General features: G+C 53.8%; 14 protein-coding genes and 1 other annotated feature. Of the genes, 6 read left to right on the top strand and 8 right to left on the bottom strand.

Translation table 11 applies throughout. The features are described from left to right. The 4 genes from AC0TNG_RS02830 to AC0TNG_RS02815 all read right to left on the bottom strand — a co-directional run bounded on the left by AC0TNG_RS02830 (window position 1) and on the right by AC0TNG_RS02815 (window position 2,776). Entirely contained in the window at window positions 1–486 is a 486-nt protein-coding gene (locus AC0TNG_RS02830; RefSeq protein ID WP_473713262.1) for an OmpA family protein, read from the bottom strand. 12 nt (window positions 487–498) lie between these two features. Further along, window positions 499–1,719, bottom strand: a complete 1,221-nt coding sequence (gene dgcN / locus AC0TNG_RS02825) for a diguanylate cyclase DgcN/YfiN (protein ID WP_024908340.1) — start codon at window positions 1,717–1,719, stop codon at window positions 499–501. After that, a complete protein-coding gene (gene yfiR, locus AC0TNG_RS02820) occupies window positions 1,712–2,263 on the bottom strand; it encodes a regulatory sequestration protein YfiR (protein WP_473713261.1) in 552 nt (183 codons plus the stop codon). The genes dgcN and yfiR overlap by 8 nt, the downstream gene beginning before the upstream one ends. Window positions 2,264–2,401: 138 nt before the next feature. Then, window positions 2,402–2,776 (bottom strand): DUF2799 domain-containing protein, encoded by a 375-nt coding sequence (locus AC0TNG_RS02815; protein WP_024908342.1) that lies wholly within the window; start codon window positions 2,774–2,776, stop codon window positions 2,402–2,404. 214 nt (window positions 2,777–2,990) lie between these two features. Here AC0TNG_RS02815 and aroF point away from each other — a divergent pair, with 214 nt between their 5' ends. Genes aroF through AC0TNG_RS02800 form a run of 3 tightly spaced genes read left to right on the top strand, consistent with a single transcriptional unit; the run spans window position 2,991 to window position 6,127 of the window. After that, window positions 2,991–4,061: a 3-deoxy-7-phosphoheptulonate synthase AroF gene (gene aroF, locus AC0TNG_RS02810; protein WP_024908343.1), complete on the top strand. Its 1,071-nt coding sequence runs from the start codon at window positions 2,991–2,993 to the stop codon at window positions 4,059–4,061. 11 nt (window positions 4,062–4,072) lie between these two features. Beyond that, on the top strand, window positions 4,073–5,194 hold the full coding sequence (gene tyrA, locus AC0TNG_RS02805) for a bifunctional chorismate mutase/prephenate dehydrogenase (protein WP_024908344.1): 1,122 nt from the start codon (window positions 4,073–4,075) through the stop codon (window positions 5,192–5,194). A 60-nt stretch (window positions 5,195–5,254) separates the two neighbouring features. Further along, window positions 5,255–6,127 (top strand): SMP-30/gluconolactonase/LRE family protein, encoded by an 873-nt coding sequence (locus AC0TNG_RS02800; protein ID WP_061714605.1) that lies wholly within the window; start codon window positions 5,255–5,257, stop codon window positions 6,125–6,127. On the opposite strand, the gene pheA is transcribed toward AC0TNG_RS02800, so the two are convergent. The 4 genes from pheA to bamD all read right to left on the bottom strand — a co-directional run bounded on the left by pheA (window position 6,124) and on the right by bamD (window position 8,898). Next, the gene (gene pheA / locus AC0TNG_RS02795; RefSeq protein WP_267217538.1) at window positions 6,124–7,284 is read right to left on the bottom strand and encodes a bifunctional chorismate mutase/prephenate dehydratase; all 1,161 of its coding nucleotides are present in this window, start codon (window positions 7,282–7,284) and stop codon (window positions 6,124–6,126) included. The two genes, AC0TNG_RS02800 and pheA, sit on opposite strands and share 4 nt — an antisense overlap. Window positions 7,285–7,314: 30 nt before the next feature. Further along, window positions 7,315–7,440 (bottom strand) — a sequence feature (Phe leader region). Beyond that, entirely contained in the window at window positions 7,392–7,439 is a 48-nt protein-coding gene (gene pheL / locus AC0TNG_RS02790; RefSeq protein ID WP_100249759.1) for a pheA operon leader peptide PheL, read from the bottom strand. (Overlaps the previous feature by 48 nt.) A 110-nt stretch (window positions 7,441–7,550) precedes the next feature. After that, window positions 7,551–7,892 (bottom strand): ribosome-associated translation inhibitor RaiA, encoded by a 342-nt coding sequence (gene raiA / locus AC0TNG_RS02785; RefSeq protein ID WP_003863162.1) that lies wholly within the window; start codon window positions 7,890–7,892, stop codon window positions 7,551–7,553. Window positions 7,893–8,160: 268 nt separating this feature from the next. Next, window positions 8,161–8,898 carry an outer membrane protein assembly factor BamD gene (bamD, locus tag AC0TNG_RS02780; protein WP_023308867.1) on the bottom strand — a complete coding sequence of 246 codons (738 nt, stop codon included), beginning with the start codon at window positions 8,896–8,898 and terminating at the stop codon, window positions 8,161–8,163. 131 nt (window positions 8,899–9,029) lie between these two features. On the opposite strand from bamD, the gene rluD reads away from it, so the two are divergent. The 3 genes from rluD (at window position 9,030) to clpB (ending at window position 13,441) form a co-directional block, all read left to right on the top strand. Beyond that, window positions 9,030–10,010 carry a 23S rRNA pseudouridine(1911/1915/1917) synthase RluD gene (gene rluD / locus AC0TNG_RS02775; protein ID WP_023308866.1) on the top strand — a complete coding sequence of 327 codons (981 nt, stop codon included), beginning with the start codon at window positions 9,030–9,032 and terminating at the stop codon, window positions 10,008–10,010. Further along, window positions 10,007–10,738 carry a purine nucleoside phosphorylase YfiH gene (gene yfiH, locus AC0TNG_RS02770; protein WP_090418264.1) on the top strand — a complete coding sequence of 244 codons (732 nt, stop codon included), beginning with the start codon at window positions 10,007–10,009 and terminating at the stop codon, window positions 10,736–10,738. Before rluD ends, yfiH begins: the two co-directional genes overlap by 4 nt. 129 nt (window positions 10,739–10,867) lie before the next feature. Beyond that, a complete protein-coding gene (gene clpB / locus AC0TNG_RS02765; RefSeq protein WP_032646889.1) occupies window positions 10,868–13,441 on the top strand; it encodes an ATP-dependent chaperone ClpB in 2,574 nt (857 codons plus the stop codon). Window positions 13,442–13,821: the final 380 nt, after the last annotated feature.

Raw genomic sequence — 13,821 nt, 5'->3', positions numbered from 1 at the left:
CTATGGCGTGCTGATAACCACTGCGACGCGGCGGTTTTCAGCGCGCCCTTGTGGGGTACTGTTGCTCGCAACCGGGTATTTTTGACCTAATCCCCGCGTGGTGAGATTGCTGCGCGGGATATTTGCACCCTTAGCCCAGGCATCGGCCACCGCATTGGCGCGTTTTAACGACAGCGCTTCGTTGTAGCTTTCTTCCCCGTAGTTATCCGTGTGACCATCCATTCGCGCGTGGTTCAGCCCGGTTTCCGCCAGGCGAGAGGCCATGGACTGGATCTGCGTTTCACTTTCCGGGCGCAGTCGGGCGTCATTTTTATCAAACAGGATTGTGTCCGACATGCCAAGTGACCAGTCACCGTTCAGTTCGTTAAAACCGTAAGACTTCATCGCCGCAATTTGCTCAGGAGTGAATTTGCCTTCCGGCGGCGACTGACAGCCTGCCAGAATCAGTGAGGCCAGTACTATCGGCGCGAAGTAACGTTTTAACATAGAATTTCCTTTCTAACTTATTGTTTTCGTACGCTGGTTTTTAACCTGGTACATGTTGCGGTCAGCCCTCTCCAGTAATGCTTCCACGGAAGCATTTTCCCACGCCAGAGCAAAGCCAATGCTGAGTGACATCGATGCTTTTTGTCCGTTATGAAGATCAAACGGACGGATAAACTGCTGCGAAAGCGCAGCACAAATGTGTTGAACTTCAAGCTCAGAGTGCACGCCGTACAGCACCATGGCGAATTCGTCACCGCCAAGCCGGTATGCCTGGTGACGTTTGTCGCCAAACTCCATCATCCTGCTGGCGACTTCAATCAGCACGCAGTCTCCTGCCGCGTGTCCCCAGGTGTCGTTAATAAACTTAAAATTATCACCGTCGAGGAAGAGCAGGGCCGAGTTTGTTTTAGCTGAAGGGTCGTTCATTAAGGCTGCAATGCTGTTACGAAATGCCGCACGGTTGGCAAGACCGGTAAGCGGGTCGTGCATGGCGGTACGCAACAACTGGGCGTTTTTCGCCTGCAGCTTGAGCTGCCACTCTTCCATTTCATCCAGAAGACTGTTGAAGTCCTCGCCAAACTGGTGAAATTCTTCGATACGGCCATCTTTCACCCGGCGGGAGAAGTTGCGGTTCGTGCGTACGTCATGCACGACGTCGGTAATGTTCTGCAGGGCCGTAACCATCCCACGATGCAAAGACTGGGTAATGATGAACGCGACGACGGCGGCAAAGAGAATGCAGCCGGTCAGAACGGCAAACGACATCCAGATGAAATGGCTGATCAGACTGTCACGCGCGGTAAGGCGGATTTCGCCGATCGTTAAGCCGTTATGCATGATGGGCTGCGCAACCGGTACGGGGAAAAGCCAGCGGCTGACCAGTGCACCCAGCGTGTCGTTGTTATCTTCCGGGTTCCAGGACCAGTAGGCGAACCGCTTTTTATGCGCGTTAATCACCTCGGCCACGGCAAACTGCCCCTGTTTGCCCAGGGCGGCAAGCGTTTCGCTGGCCGCGAGCGAGTCGTTGAAAACCAGCGAGGCTTCCAGGCTGTGGCTCATTGTGGCGCCGGTTAATTCGAGATTCTTTTGCGCGTATTGTTTTAAGGTTACGACGGAGGCAAAACAGAGCAACAGCCATATTAACGTCATGGTGATAATGACGCTTATCATGCTGTTTCGCCTCAATGTTCTTTTAAACGTCGGACGTGATGTTGAAGTGAAATCTTTATCCATGCTGCTTATTCCGTGCCAGCATTAATACATCCGGATTGACTCTTACGCCACTGCGCGTCAATGCATCCAGGTTGACGGAAAACCGTACCTGGCCGCGATCGATCATCAGGCAAAAGGCACTGCCAATTACACATTCCGGATTTTGCTCTGAGATTAATAGCAACGCTCTGCCCTGATATTGACTTATTAATTCAAGTTGTTTTGCCGGTGATTCAGATCCGAAATAAATCGCATCGCACGTCGCGGCCAGGGCTTCCCGATCGTTATGTACAATAACGGGGGTATAAGGTAACTCGTTGTGCCCTTCGTCGCCGCTGAGGGCATGCGTATAGCGAGAAGTGGCGTAGACGCAGAGTTTAGGTTGCCCGGTAAGTGACGGCCATCGCGTATAGCTCACAATGCCTGAGACAATTGAGCGTACCGATTTATCCGTTTCCGTAAGTGCGCCTGCCGTCGTTGGGCCCACCATAAGGAACAGCATTAACACCAGAGTGAGTCGGAATAAAGAGATCAAGAATGAATTTCTCACCAGAATCCGCCACATCGCTCCGGAAATAGACGTCCTTAAGAGTTGCGGGCAGAATACCATTGTTTATCAGATCCGTCATTATGTCAGAAATAGCATGAGGCCAACCTAAGCTAAATCCTACTGTTGTGTATTTTCCGGTGGATAAAAACAGACTTAATTGAGTCTGCTGGAGCGCATACTTTCATCCATCCCTTTCTGCCATGATGCACGCAGTGTTGCCGCGTTTTCGGCAGTATCGCAGCTGGCAGGGAAAGATTTTCCTGCTAATCCCCAGGCATGAATAAATCCTTCTTCGCAGACTTTCTTCTGACCATCGGCATAGCCGCGAAGATATTCACTACGATCGACGTGCGTGTCGTTAAAACTATCGGCCAGGGCCTGGTTATCTTTAACCGGCAGGCCATTCATGGCGTCTTCTTTACCGGCATCAAACCAGGATGGGCTGGTCCAGTCGGGCTGGAAGGTGTAAGGATTGATCTGACAGCCCGTTAAAAACAGCGACAACAGCGCGAGAGCAATTGAACGCATAGCCATTCTCCTTTTTTCTTCAGCATAGCCTGGCTAAAGAAAATCTGTATGTAATTTAAAGTTTACGTTTTTATCGGCTGATTTTTGCAATAAATTGGCTTGTGTAAACTAATGTGTACGTATTTTGGATTGAAATGTTTACTTTTTATGGTATCGTGGTTTCACCTCTTTGAGGAAAACAACTATCGCAAACGAGCTTTACAGGATCGCCATCATGCAAAAAGACGCGCTGAACAACGTACATATCACTGACGAACAGGTTTTAATTACTCCGGATCAACTGAAAGCAGAATTTCCGCTGAGCGTCGCGCAGGAGGCTCAGATTGAGCACTCGCGTCAGACCATTTCTGACATTATCGCCGGCCGCGATCCGCGCCTGCTGGTGGTATGCGGTCCTTGCTCCATTCACGATCCTGAAACCGCCATTGAGTACGCTCGTCGATTTAAAACATTAGCGGAGGAGGTCAGCGATAGCCTCTATCTGGTGATGCGCGTCTATTTTGAGAAGCCACGTACTACCGTCGGCTGGAAAGGGTTGATTAACGATCCGCACATGGATGGCTCGTTTGATGTGGAAGCAGGCCTGAAGATTGCGCGTCGCCTGCTGGTGGAGCTGGTCAGCATGGGGCTGCCGCTGGCAACCGAAGCGCTGGATCCGAACAGCCCGCAATACCTTGGCGATCTGTTCAGCTGGTCCGCGATTGGCGCGCGTACCACGGAATCGCAAACCCACCGCGAGATGGCGTCGGGCCTGTCGATGCCGGTTGGTTTTAAAAACGGTACCGATGGCAGCCTGGCGACGGCGATCAACGCCATGCGTGCTGCCGCTATGCCACACCGTTTTGTCGGTATCAACCAGGCGGGCCAGGTATGCCTCCTGCAAACGCAGGGCAACCCGGACGGTCATGTGATCCTGCGCGGCGGGAAAGCCCCTAACTACAGCCCGGCGGACGTGGCGCAGTGTGAAAAAGAGATGGAGCAGGCGGGACTGCGCCCGGCACTGATGGTAGATTGCAGTCATGGTAATTCGAATAAAGATTACCGTCGCCAGCCAGCGGTTGCGGAATCCGTGGTCGCACAGATCAAAGATGGCAATCGTTCGATTATCGGTCTGATGATTGAGAGCAATATTCATGAAGGCAATCAGTCATCTGAACAACCGCGCAGTGCCATGAAGCACGGCGTCTCCGTGACGGATGCCTGCATCAGCTGGGAGACTACCGATGCGCTGCTGCGTGAGATCCACAAAGATTTGAACGGCCAGCTGGCGACGCGTCTGGCTTAAGAGGTTTAGTTATGGTTGCTGAATTGACCGCACTGCGCGATCAAATTGATGAAGTGGATAAGGCGCTGCTGGATCTGCTGGCGCGCCGTATGGCGCTGGTTGCCGAAGTGGGTGAGGTGAAAAGCAAATACGGCCTGCCGATTTACGTCCCGGAGCGCGAGGCCTCCATGCTGGCCTCCCGTCGTAAAGAGGCGCAGGCGCTGGGCGTTTCTCCGGACCTGATAGAAGATGTTCTGCGTCGCGTGATGCGGGAGTCCTATTCCAGCGAAAACGACAAGGGCTTTAAAACTCTCTGCCCGTCCCTGCGTCCGGTGGTGATTGTCGGCGGTGCAGGGCAGATGGGGCGTCTGTTTGAAAAAATGCTGACGCTGTCTGGCTATCAGGTGCGCATTCTGGAAAAAGAGGACTGGGCGCAGGCACCGGAACTCATGAAAGATGCCGGGATGGTTATCGTCAGCGTGCCGATCCACGTGACGGAGCAGATCATCGAAAAGCTGCCTCCTTTGCCGAAAGATTGCATCCTGGTGGATCTGGCCTCTGTCAAAAATGGTCCGCTGCAGGCCATGCTGGCTGCACATACCGGCCCGGTACTGGGCCTGCACCCAATGTTTGGCCCGGACAGCGGCAGCCTGGCTAAGCAGGTGGTGGTTTACTGCGATGGTCGTCAGCCGGAAGCCTATCAGTGGTTCCTGGAGCAGATTCAGGTATGGGGTGCGCGACTGCACCGCATCAGCGCGGTCGAGCACGATCAGAACATGGCGTTCATTCAGGCGCTGCGCCACTTTGCGACGTTTGCCTACGGCCTGCATCTGGCGGAAGAGAACGTGCAGCTTGAACAGCTGCTGGCACTCTCTTCACCGATCTATCGTCTGGAGCTGGCGATGGTCGGCCGCCTGTTCGCGCAGGATCCGCAGCTGTACGCGGACATTATTATGTCCTCCGAGAACAACCTGGCGCTGATCAAGCGCTACTATCAGCGCTTTGGGGAAGCCATTACGCTGCTGGAGCACGGAGACAAGCAGGCGTTTATCGACAGCTTCCGCAAGGTCGAGCACTGGTTTGGCGATTACGCGCAGCGCTTCCAGAGTGAGAGCCGGACGCTGTTGCGCCAGGCAAATGACAGTCGCCAGTAATGCGATGATGTATATACTGAAAGCCAGCATTGCTGGCTTTTTTCATTTTGGGGAACTGTCATGGCCGAACCGCAGCTGCTGTTGAATTACACCGGGCATTTGCCTGAATGCCCGACGTGGAGCGTAGAAGAGCGCGCGCTCTACTGGGCCGATATTCTTGAAGGGGAGATCCACCGCTACCATCTGCCGACGGCGGAACACACCGTGCTTTCTTTCCACGAGGAGGTGGGCTGTTTCGCGCTGCGCGAGCGCGGCGGGTTTATCGTCGCCATGCGCAATGGCATCTGGCTTGCCGATAAGCATGGCCTTCTGCAGCGCAAGGTGTGCGACAACCCCTCTAACCCGCAGCTGGCGCGTTTTAACGATGGGGGTACCGACCATCAGGGCCGGTTCTATGCGGGCACGTTCTGGGGGCCGGGAGATTACAACGGCGCCCTGCTGATGCGCATCGACAACGACCTGACGCCGAAGGTGATCCAGTGCGATATCCACGGGCATAACGGCTTAGCGTTTAGCCCGGACAAGCAGTGGATGTTTACCTCAGACACGCCAAACGGTGTGATTTACCGTACCCCGCTTGATGAGCAGGGCGAACCCGGCAGGCGTGAGGTGTTTCGTCAGTTTAAAGAGGGCGAAGGGATTCCGGACGGCGCGGCGATGGACGTGGAAGGCTGCTACTGGAGCGCGCTATTTGACGGCTGGCGTATTGCGCGTTTTTCACCGCAAGGGGAGCAACTGGAAGAATACCGCATGCCGGTACGTTGCCCGACGATGGTCTGCTTTGGCGGCGATGACATGAAAACGCTGTTTATTACCACCACGCGGGAAAATATGGATGCAGAAGAGGTGGCGAAGTATCCGCTCTCCGGCGCCATCTTCACCCTGCCGGTTAACGTGGCAGGGATGAAGAAAAGCCGCTTTATCGAACGTTAGCTCGGATCGACCGGGACGACGTTTTCGCTCGGGTAGCAGCCCAGCACCTTCATGGAACGTGTGATCTCGCCCAGCTCGCGCAGGGCTTTCTGCATGGACGCAGATTCCAGGTTGGCCTGGATATCGAGGTAGAACATCTCTTCCCACGGGTTACCGTGGATCGGACGTGATTCCAGCTTCGTCATGATCAGGTTGTGATTACGCAGTACCAGCAGGGCTTCAACCAGCGCACCGGCCTGCTGGCCGGTGGCCATCAGCAGCGTGGTTTTAGCCGGTACCTGGTCAGACACATTGATTGCCTTGCGGGCCAGCACCACGAAGCGGGTAATGTTTTGTGTCTGGTTTGCCAGGTTGCGTTCCAGCACCTGTAAACCATACAGCGCGCCGCCCGCTTCGCTGCCGAGCGCCGCGACGGTGGGGGAGTTCGCCTGCGCCACTTTTTCCATCGCCGCCGAGGTGCTCTCGGTGTACTCAATTTTCCAGTTCGGATAGCGGTTCAGGAACTGGCTGCACTGCTGGAACGGCTGCGGGTGGCTGTAGACCGTTTTGATCGTGTTCAGGTCCGTTGAGCCGGAGACCAGCACGCAGTGATCGATAGGAATCGTCAGCTCGCCGACCAGCGACAGGCTGGTGTGCTGCAGCAAGTCGTAGACGTCGTTGATGGCGCCGGAGCTGGTGTTTTCAATCGGCACCACGGCGTAATCCGCCTGGCCGGTTTCGACCTGGTTAAAAATGTCGGCAAACTTCGCACAGCCGCTCTCAATAAACTCTTCGAAATGGCGTGCGGCATACTGACGTGCGGCCAGGTGAGAATAGGAGCCCTTGGGCCCGAGGAAGGCGATACGCGCAGAGTGTGGATTGGTTTTATTGAGATGCTGCTGGAGTAGCGCTTGCTGGGTGAGAACGGAATCTTCGATGATGAGCTGGAACAACCGGGTAATGTAGTGGGCATCGAGGTGATGCGCTTTACCGAGCTGGATCAGACGCTCCAGCAGATCCCGCTCGCGGTCGATATCACGAACCGGGCGATGGGAGTCCAGTTTGGCTTTGCCCACTTCAACGGCAAGAGTACGGCGTTCGGCCAGCAGCGCCAGCAGTTTCTCATCCAGCGCACTGATTTTTACGCGCAGATCCAGTAACGGGTTTTCCGGTGTCATAGTGTTGCCTGTCTCATTTTATCGTTATCAATAAAAAAGGCCCCCCGGTGTGGGAGGCCTTGTTGTTCGTCTTCGCATTCTTTATCACACGACGAAACGCCTCCCGTTCAGGGGAAGGTAAAAAAGAATGCGAAGAAGAACGGCGTAAGTTTCATAAAGTCATCCTGTGAGTGATACCGTTAAAGTACCCGTACTGTTTTCACCCTGTCAATAAAAAACAAAAAACGCGCCCGAAGGCGCGTTGGCGGTACACTCAATTTAAAGGATTACTCTTCTTCAACTTCTTCCGCGAAGCTGGCGTCTTTCACCGATGTTGCGGCGCGACGAGCTTCACCTTTGTGTTGCACTTTATTGAGCTGCCGTTCCAGCTTGTTGATCAAATCGTTAATAGCGGTGTACATATCCTCGTGTTTTGCGCTGGCGACCAGATGGCCGTTTGGAGTATTGATAGTTGCGTCAGCGATGAAACCCTGCGGCTCCTTGGACAGGATGATATGTGGATTAATCAAATGTGTTTGCCATTTATCCAGTTTGGCGAGACGGTCTGCGACGTGCTGGCGAATTGCCGGAGTAATTTCCATTTGTTTACTGGTAATGTTCATTGTCATAAATTTTACCTCTTGTCTTTCCGTCTTGGTGATTCCAGCATACCCGACCTAATGTCAAAATGTGTGATTTAGATCACGTTATTTTGTCGGTTTTTGTCAGGGAATCTTTTTTGTGAGGCAGGGCAGGAAGAGGTGAGATTTACCTTGTAGAAGGCATAAATTGGGGCCATAGTTGACAGGATGTGTTGAGGCTAACGCGCTTCAGCGACGCTCAGAAACGAATAAAAAAACGGCAGCCTTCGGGCTGCCGTTTTGCATTGAGGCAAAATCAGGTGTTGCTGCTGTTCGCGGCGATGATTTTCGCCACTTTTTCAGCCTGAGCGGTCATCTGCATCTGACGGTAAGCATTTTCCATCAGCTTCAGGCCGTCGCGCGTTGCCTGAGTATCCGGATAATCTCGCAGCATACCTTCTACGCGGTTAACCACGGCAACCCATGCGCCACGGCGGGTATAGTATTCCGCCACGGAGTATTCATATTTCGCCAGACGATCTTTCAGGAACACCAGACGCTTGGTGGCGTCGGTCACGTACTGACTGTTCGGATAGCCGCGCACCAGTTTGGAGAAGTCATTGAAGGCATCACGCGCATGCTGCGGGTCACGGTCGGAACGATCCACGCCGAAGAAGCCCTGCAGCGCACTGTCGTCCAGCGCCATGTTGGTAAGACCGCGCATGTACATCACGTAGTCGATGTTAGGATGAGTCGGGTTCAGACGCATGAAACGATCGATGGTTGCCTGAGCCAACGGCAGATCGGCATTTTTATAGTATGCGTAGATGAGATCTAACTGTACCTGCTGCGAATACGGACCAAATGGATAGCGATTATCCAACGCTTCCAGTTGCGTTATCGCCTGTTTCCAGTTACCGTCCTGCAACTTTTGTTGTGCAGTCGCATAGATTTCATTCGGCGGATTGTCAGGGACCTGTTCATTTGAACCGGAGCAGCCCACCAAAGCCAGGCTCAACGTGGCCGCTGCCACCAGATATTTCATGCGCGTCATGACGTTTTGACTTTCCTCAAATGTTTGTCCGGGAGAAACTCTGTTCCTGCTCCCGATTAAGACCAGCTACAATAGCACACTATATTAAACGGCAAAGCCGTAAAACCCAACGTTAAACGAAGAAGCAGTTTATGGCACAACGAGTAGAACTCACCGCAACAGTCTCCGAAAATCAGCTCGGTCAACGCTTAGATCAGGCTTTGGCCGAATTGTTCCCTGATTATTCGCGTTCACGCATAAAAGAATGGATCCTTGACCAGCGCGTGCTGGTAAACGGCAAGATCTGGGACAAACCAAAAGAGAAAGTGTTAGGTGGGGAAGCTGTCGCCATCAATGCTGAAATCGAAGAGGAAATCCGCTTCGAGCCGCAGGATATCCCACTGGACATCGTCTATGAAGATGATGACATTCTGGTGATCAACAAGCCGCGCGACCTGGTTGTTCATCCGGGCGCGGGGAACCCTGACGGTACGGTACTTAACGCACTTCTCCATTACTATCCACCGATCGCGGATGTCCCGCGCGCGGGCATCGTGCACCGTCTGGATAAAGACACCACGGGTTTGATGGTGGTGGCGAAGACCGTTCCTGCTCAGACACGTCTGGTGGAGTCGCTGCAGCTGCGCGAAATCACCCGTGAGTATGAAGCGGTAGCCATTGGGCATATGACCTCTGGCGGAACGGTGGAGGAGCCTATCAGCCGTCACCCAACCAAGCGTACCCATATGTCGGTGCATCCGATGGGTAAACCGGCGGTGACGCACTATCGCATTATGGAACACTTCCGTATTCATACGCGCCTGCGTCTGCGTCTGGAAACCGGGCGTACTCACCAGATCCGTGTGCATATGGCCCACATTACCCATCCGCTGGTGGGCGATCAGGTCTACGGTGGCCGTCCGCGTCCGCCTAAAGGCGCATCGGATGAGTTCATCAGCGTATTGCGTAAATTCGATCGTCAGGCGCTGCACGCGACGATGCTGCGTCTTTACCATCCTATCACCGGCATTCAGATGGAGTGGCATGCGCCTATCCCTCAGGATATGGTGGATCTTATTGACGCCATGCGTGCTGATTTCGAAGAACATAAGGATCAAGTGGACTGGTTATGACCAAACTGATTGTCCCGGAGTGGCCATTGCCTGCTGGCGTGGCTGCCTGCAGTTCAACCCGCACTGGCGGTGTTAGCCAGGGCGCGTGGGAGTCATTGAACCTCGGTGCGCACTGTGGTGACAACCTGGAACACGTGGAAGAGAACCGCAGGCGTCTGTTTGCTGCGGGGAACTTGCCGTCGAAGCCAGTCTGGCTGGAACAGGTTCACGGCAAGGCGGTGCTGAAGTTGACGGGAGAACCCTATGCTTCTAAACGCGCTGATGCCTCTTACAGCAATACTCCGGGAACCGTTTGTGCCGTAATGACCGCCGATTGTCTGCCAGTGCTGTTCTGCAACCGTGCAGGTACCGAGGTGGCTGCAGCACACGCGGGCTGGCGTGGACTGTGTGAAGGCGTGCTGGAAGAAACCGTCGCCTGTTTTAAGGATGAGCCCGCCAATATTATGGCCTGGCTTGGCCCGGCCATTGGTCCTCGCGCTTTTGAAGTGGGCCCAGAGGTCCGCGACGCCTTTATGGATAAAGATCCGCAAGCGGTGGACGCCTTCCTGCCTTCTGGAGATAAATATCTGGCCGATATTTACCAGCTTGCGCGTCAGCGTTTGAATAACGTGGGCGTAACGCAGATCTCCGGCGGCGATCGCTGCACATTCACCGAAAAGGGTGATTTTTTCTCTTATCGCCGCGACAAGACCACTGGTCGTATGGCAAGTTTTATTTGGCTGATATAACCTAAAGAATCAAGACGATCCGGTACGTGCCGTTTTCTTTTCACATAATTCAGGTCATTAACCTTGAATAATTGAGGGATGACCTCATTTAATCTCCAGTAGCAAATTTGACCTGTTATGGGAGGAGTTATGCGTCTGGATCGTCTTACTAATAAATTCCAGCTTGCTCTCGCCGATGCCCAGTCCCTCGCACTGGGGCACGACAACCAATTTATCGAACCTCTTCATTTAATGAGCGCCTTGCTGAATCAGGAAGGGGGATCGGTACGTCCTTTATTAACGTCCGCTGGCATTAATGCTGGCCAGTTACGCACCGCTATCGATCAGGCGCTGAGCCGTTTGCCGCAGGTCGAAGGGACCGGCGGCGACGTTCAGCCGTCGCAGGATCTGGTGCGCGTGCTGAACCTTTGCGACAAGCTGGCGCAAAAACGTGGGGACAACTTTATTTCGTCAGAGCTATTTGTTCTGGCGGCGCTTGAATCACGCGGTACCTTGACCGACCTGCTGAAATCTGCCGGTGCGACCACCGCCAATGTGACTCAGGCGATTGAGAAAATGCGCGGAGGTGAAAGCGTGAACGATCAGGGAGCCGAAGACCAACGTCAGGCTTTGAAGAAATTTACGGTCGATCTGACCGAGCGTGCTGAACAGGGCAAACTTGACCCGGTTATCGGCCGTGATGAAGAAATCCGCCGTACCATTCAGGTACTGCAGCGTCGTACCAAGAACAACCCGGTGCTGATTGGTGAACCGGGTGTCGGTAAAACCGCCATTGTTGAAGGGCTGGCGCAGCGTATCGTCAACGGTGAAGTGCCGGAAGGCCTGAAGGGCCGCCGCGTGCTGGCGTTGGACATGGGCGCGCTGGTGGCCGGTGCGAAATACCGCGGCGAGTTCGAAGAGCGCCTGAAAGGCGTGCTTAACGACCTGGCGAAGCAGGAAGGCAACGTCATTCTGTTTATCGATGAACTGCACACCATGGTCGGCGCGGGTAAAGCAGACGGCGCGATGGATGCCGGGAATATGCTGAAACCTGCGCTGGCGCGCGGTGAGCTTCACTGCGTCGGTGCCACTACGCTGGATGAGTATCGTCAGTACATTGAGAAAGATGCTGCTCTTGAGCGTCGTTTCCAGAAAGTGTTTGTTGCTGAACCAAGCGTTGAAGATACCATCGCGATCCTGCGTGGTCTGAAAGAGCGCTATGAACTGCACCACCACGTGCAGATCACTGACCCGGCCATCGTTGCGGCGGCGACGCTTTCGCATCGTTATATTGCTGACCGTCAGCTGCCGGATAAAGCGATCGACCTGATTGATGAAGCGGCGTCGAGCATTCGTATGCAAATTGACTCGAAGCCGGAAGAGCTGGACCGGCTTGACCGACGCATCATTCAGCTCAAGCTGGAACAGCAGGCGCTGAAGAAAGAGTCTGATGAAGCCAGTAAGAAACGCCTCGATATGCTCAATGAAGAACTGGACGATAAAGAGCGCCAGTATTCTGAGCTGGAAGAAGAGTGGAAAGCCGAGAAAGCATCCCTTTCTGGCACGCAGACCATCAAAGCTGAACTCGAACAGGCAAAAATTGCCATTGAGCAGGCTCGCCGTGTCGGCGATTTGGCGCGGATGTCTGAACTGCAGTACGGCAAAATTCCTGAGCTGGAAAAACAGCTTGAGATAGCGACGCAGTCAGAAGGGAAAACGATGCGTCTGTTACGTAATAAGGTGACGGATGCAGAAATCGCGGAAGTGCTTGCTCGCTGGACCGGTATTCCGGTGGCGCGCATGCTGGAAGGCGAGCGTGAAAAACTGCTGCGCATGGAGAACGATCTCCACAATCGTGTGATTGGTCAAAACGAAGCGGTTGAGGCGGTATCGAACGCTATTCGCCGTAGCCGTGCGGGGCTTTCCGATCCTAATCGTCCTATCGGTTCGTTCCTGTTCCTGGGGCCGACCGGTGTCGGTAAAACCGAGCTGTGTAAAGCGCTGGCTAACTTTATGTTCGACAGCGACGACGCGATGGTGCGTATCGACATGTCCGAGTTTATGGAGAAACACTCCGTCTCACGTCTGGTCGGTGCGCCTCCGGGATATGTCGGTTATGAAGAAGGCGGTTACCTGACGGAAGCGGTTCGCCGTCGTCCTTATTCCGTCATCCTGCTGGATGAAGTGGAAAAAGCACACCCGGATGTGTTCAACATCCTGTTGCAGGTGCTGGATGATGGGCGTCTGACCGACGGGCAGGGGAGAACGGTCGACTTCCGTAATACGGTTGTCATCATGACCTCGAACCTGGGTTCTGATTTGATTCAGGAGCGTTTCGGTGAACTGGACTACAGCCATATGAAGGATTTGGTGCTCGGTGTGGTGAGCCATAACTTCCGTCCTGAGTTCATCAACCGTATTGATGAAGTGGTGGTATTCCATCCTCTGGGTGAGAAACACATTGCGTCGATTGCGCAGATCCAGCTGCAGCGTCTGTACAAACGTCTGGAAGAGCGTGGGTATGAAATTCACATCTCCGACGAGGCGCTGAAGCTGCTGAGCGAGAATGGTTACGATCCGGTTTACGGTGCGCGTCCATTGAAACGTGCTATCCAGCAGCAGATCGAAAACCCACTGGCGCAGCAGATCCTCTCCGGAGAGTTGATTCCAGGCAAAGTTATTCGTCTGGAAGCCAACGACGATCGCATTGTGGCAGTGCAGTAAGTCACAAAACGCAAAAACGAGCCGCTTGCGGCTCGTTTTTGTTTAAAAACCAGGCGAAAATTGAGGTCTGGAGTCGGTTTTGCCTGGAAAGTGAGCAGTCAGTAAATAAATTTCACTTTATCCTTGCAGGTTCGGAATTACTCCCTATAATGCGCCTCCACTGACACGGAACAACGGCACACACGCCGCCGGGTCAGCAGAGAATAGCGAAAATAAACGCTTGACTCTGAAGCGGGAAGGCGTAATATGCACACCCCGCGCCGCAGCGAAAACGAAGCGGCACTGCTCTTTAACAATTTATCAGACAATCTGTGTGGGCACTCAAAGTGACATGGATTCTTAATGTCTTCGGACAATAAATGAATACCAAGTCTCTGAGT

It is taken from the genome of Enterobacter sp. PL_is514, from assembly GCF_055816715.1.
Note: the sequence above shows the minus strand (reverse complement) of the source record. Positions and strands in the feature narration are given on the sequence as shown.

Excerpts from the sequence above, each read along its gene's own strand:
- AC0TNG_RS02830 (WP_473713262.1), bottom strand. The coding sequence starts at position 486 with ATGTTAAAACGTTACTTCGCGCCGATAGTACTGGCCTCACTGATTCTG.
- dgcN (WP_024908340.1), bottom strand. The coding sequence starts at position 1,719 with ATGGATAAAGATTTCACTTCAACATCACGTCCGACGTTTAAAAGAACA.
- yfiR (WP_473713261.1), bottom strand. The coding sequence starts at position 2,263 with ATGTGGCGGATTCTGGTGAGAAATTCATTCTTGATCTCTTTATTCCGA.
- AC0TNG_RS02815 (WP_024908342.1), bottom strand. The coding sequence starts at position 2,776 with ATGCGTTCAATTGCTCTCGCGCTGTTGTCGCTGTTTTTAACGGGCTGT.
- aroF (WP_024908343.1), top strand. The coding sequence starts at position 2,991 with ATGCAAAAAGACGCGCTGAACAACGTACATATCACTGACGAACAGGTT.
- tyrA (WP_024908344.1), top strand. The coding sequence starts at position 4,073 with ATGGTTGCTGAATTGACCGCACTGCGCGATCAAATTGATGAAGTGGAT.
- AC0TNG_RS02800 (WP_061714605.1), top strand. The coding sequence starts at position 5,255 with ATGGCCGAACCGCAGCTGCTGTTGAATTACACCGGGCATTTGCCTGAA.
- pheA (WP_267217538.1), bottom strand. The coding sequence starts at position 7,284 with ATGACACCGGAAAACCCGTTACTGGATCTGCGCGTAAAAATCAGTGCG.
- raiA (WP_003863162.1), bottom strand. The coding sequence starts at position 7,892 with ATGACAATGAACATTACCAGTAAACAAATGGAAATTACTCCGGCAATT.
- bamD (WP_023308867.1), bottom strand. The coding sequence starts at position 8,898 with ATGACGCGCATGAAATATCTGGTGGCAGCGGCCACGTTGAGCCTGGCT.
- rluD (WP_023308866.1), top strand. The coding sequence starts at position 9,030 with ATGGCACAACGAGTAGAACTCACCGCAACAGTCTCCGAAAATCAGCTC.
- yfiH (WP_090418264.1), top strand. The coding sequence starts at position 10,007 with ATGACCAAACTGATTGTCCCGGAGTGGCCATTGCCTGCTGGCGTGGCT.
- clpB (WP_032646889.1), top strand. The coding sequence starts at position 10,868 with ATGCGTCTGGATCGTCTTACTAATAAATTCCAGCTTGCTCTCGCCGAT.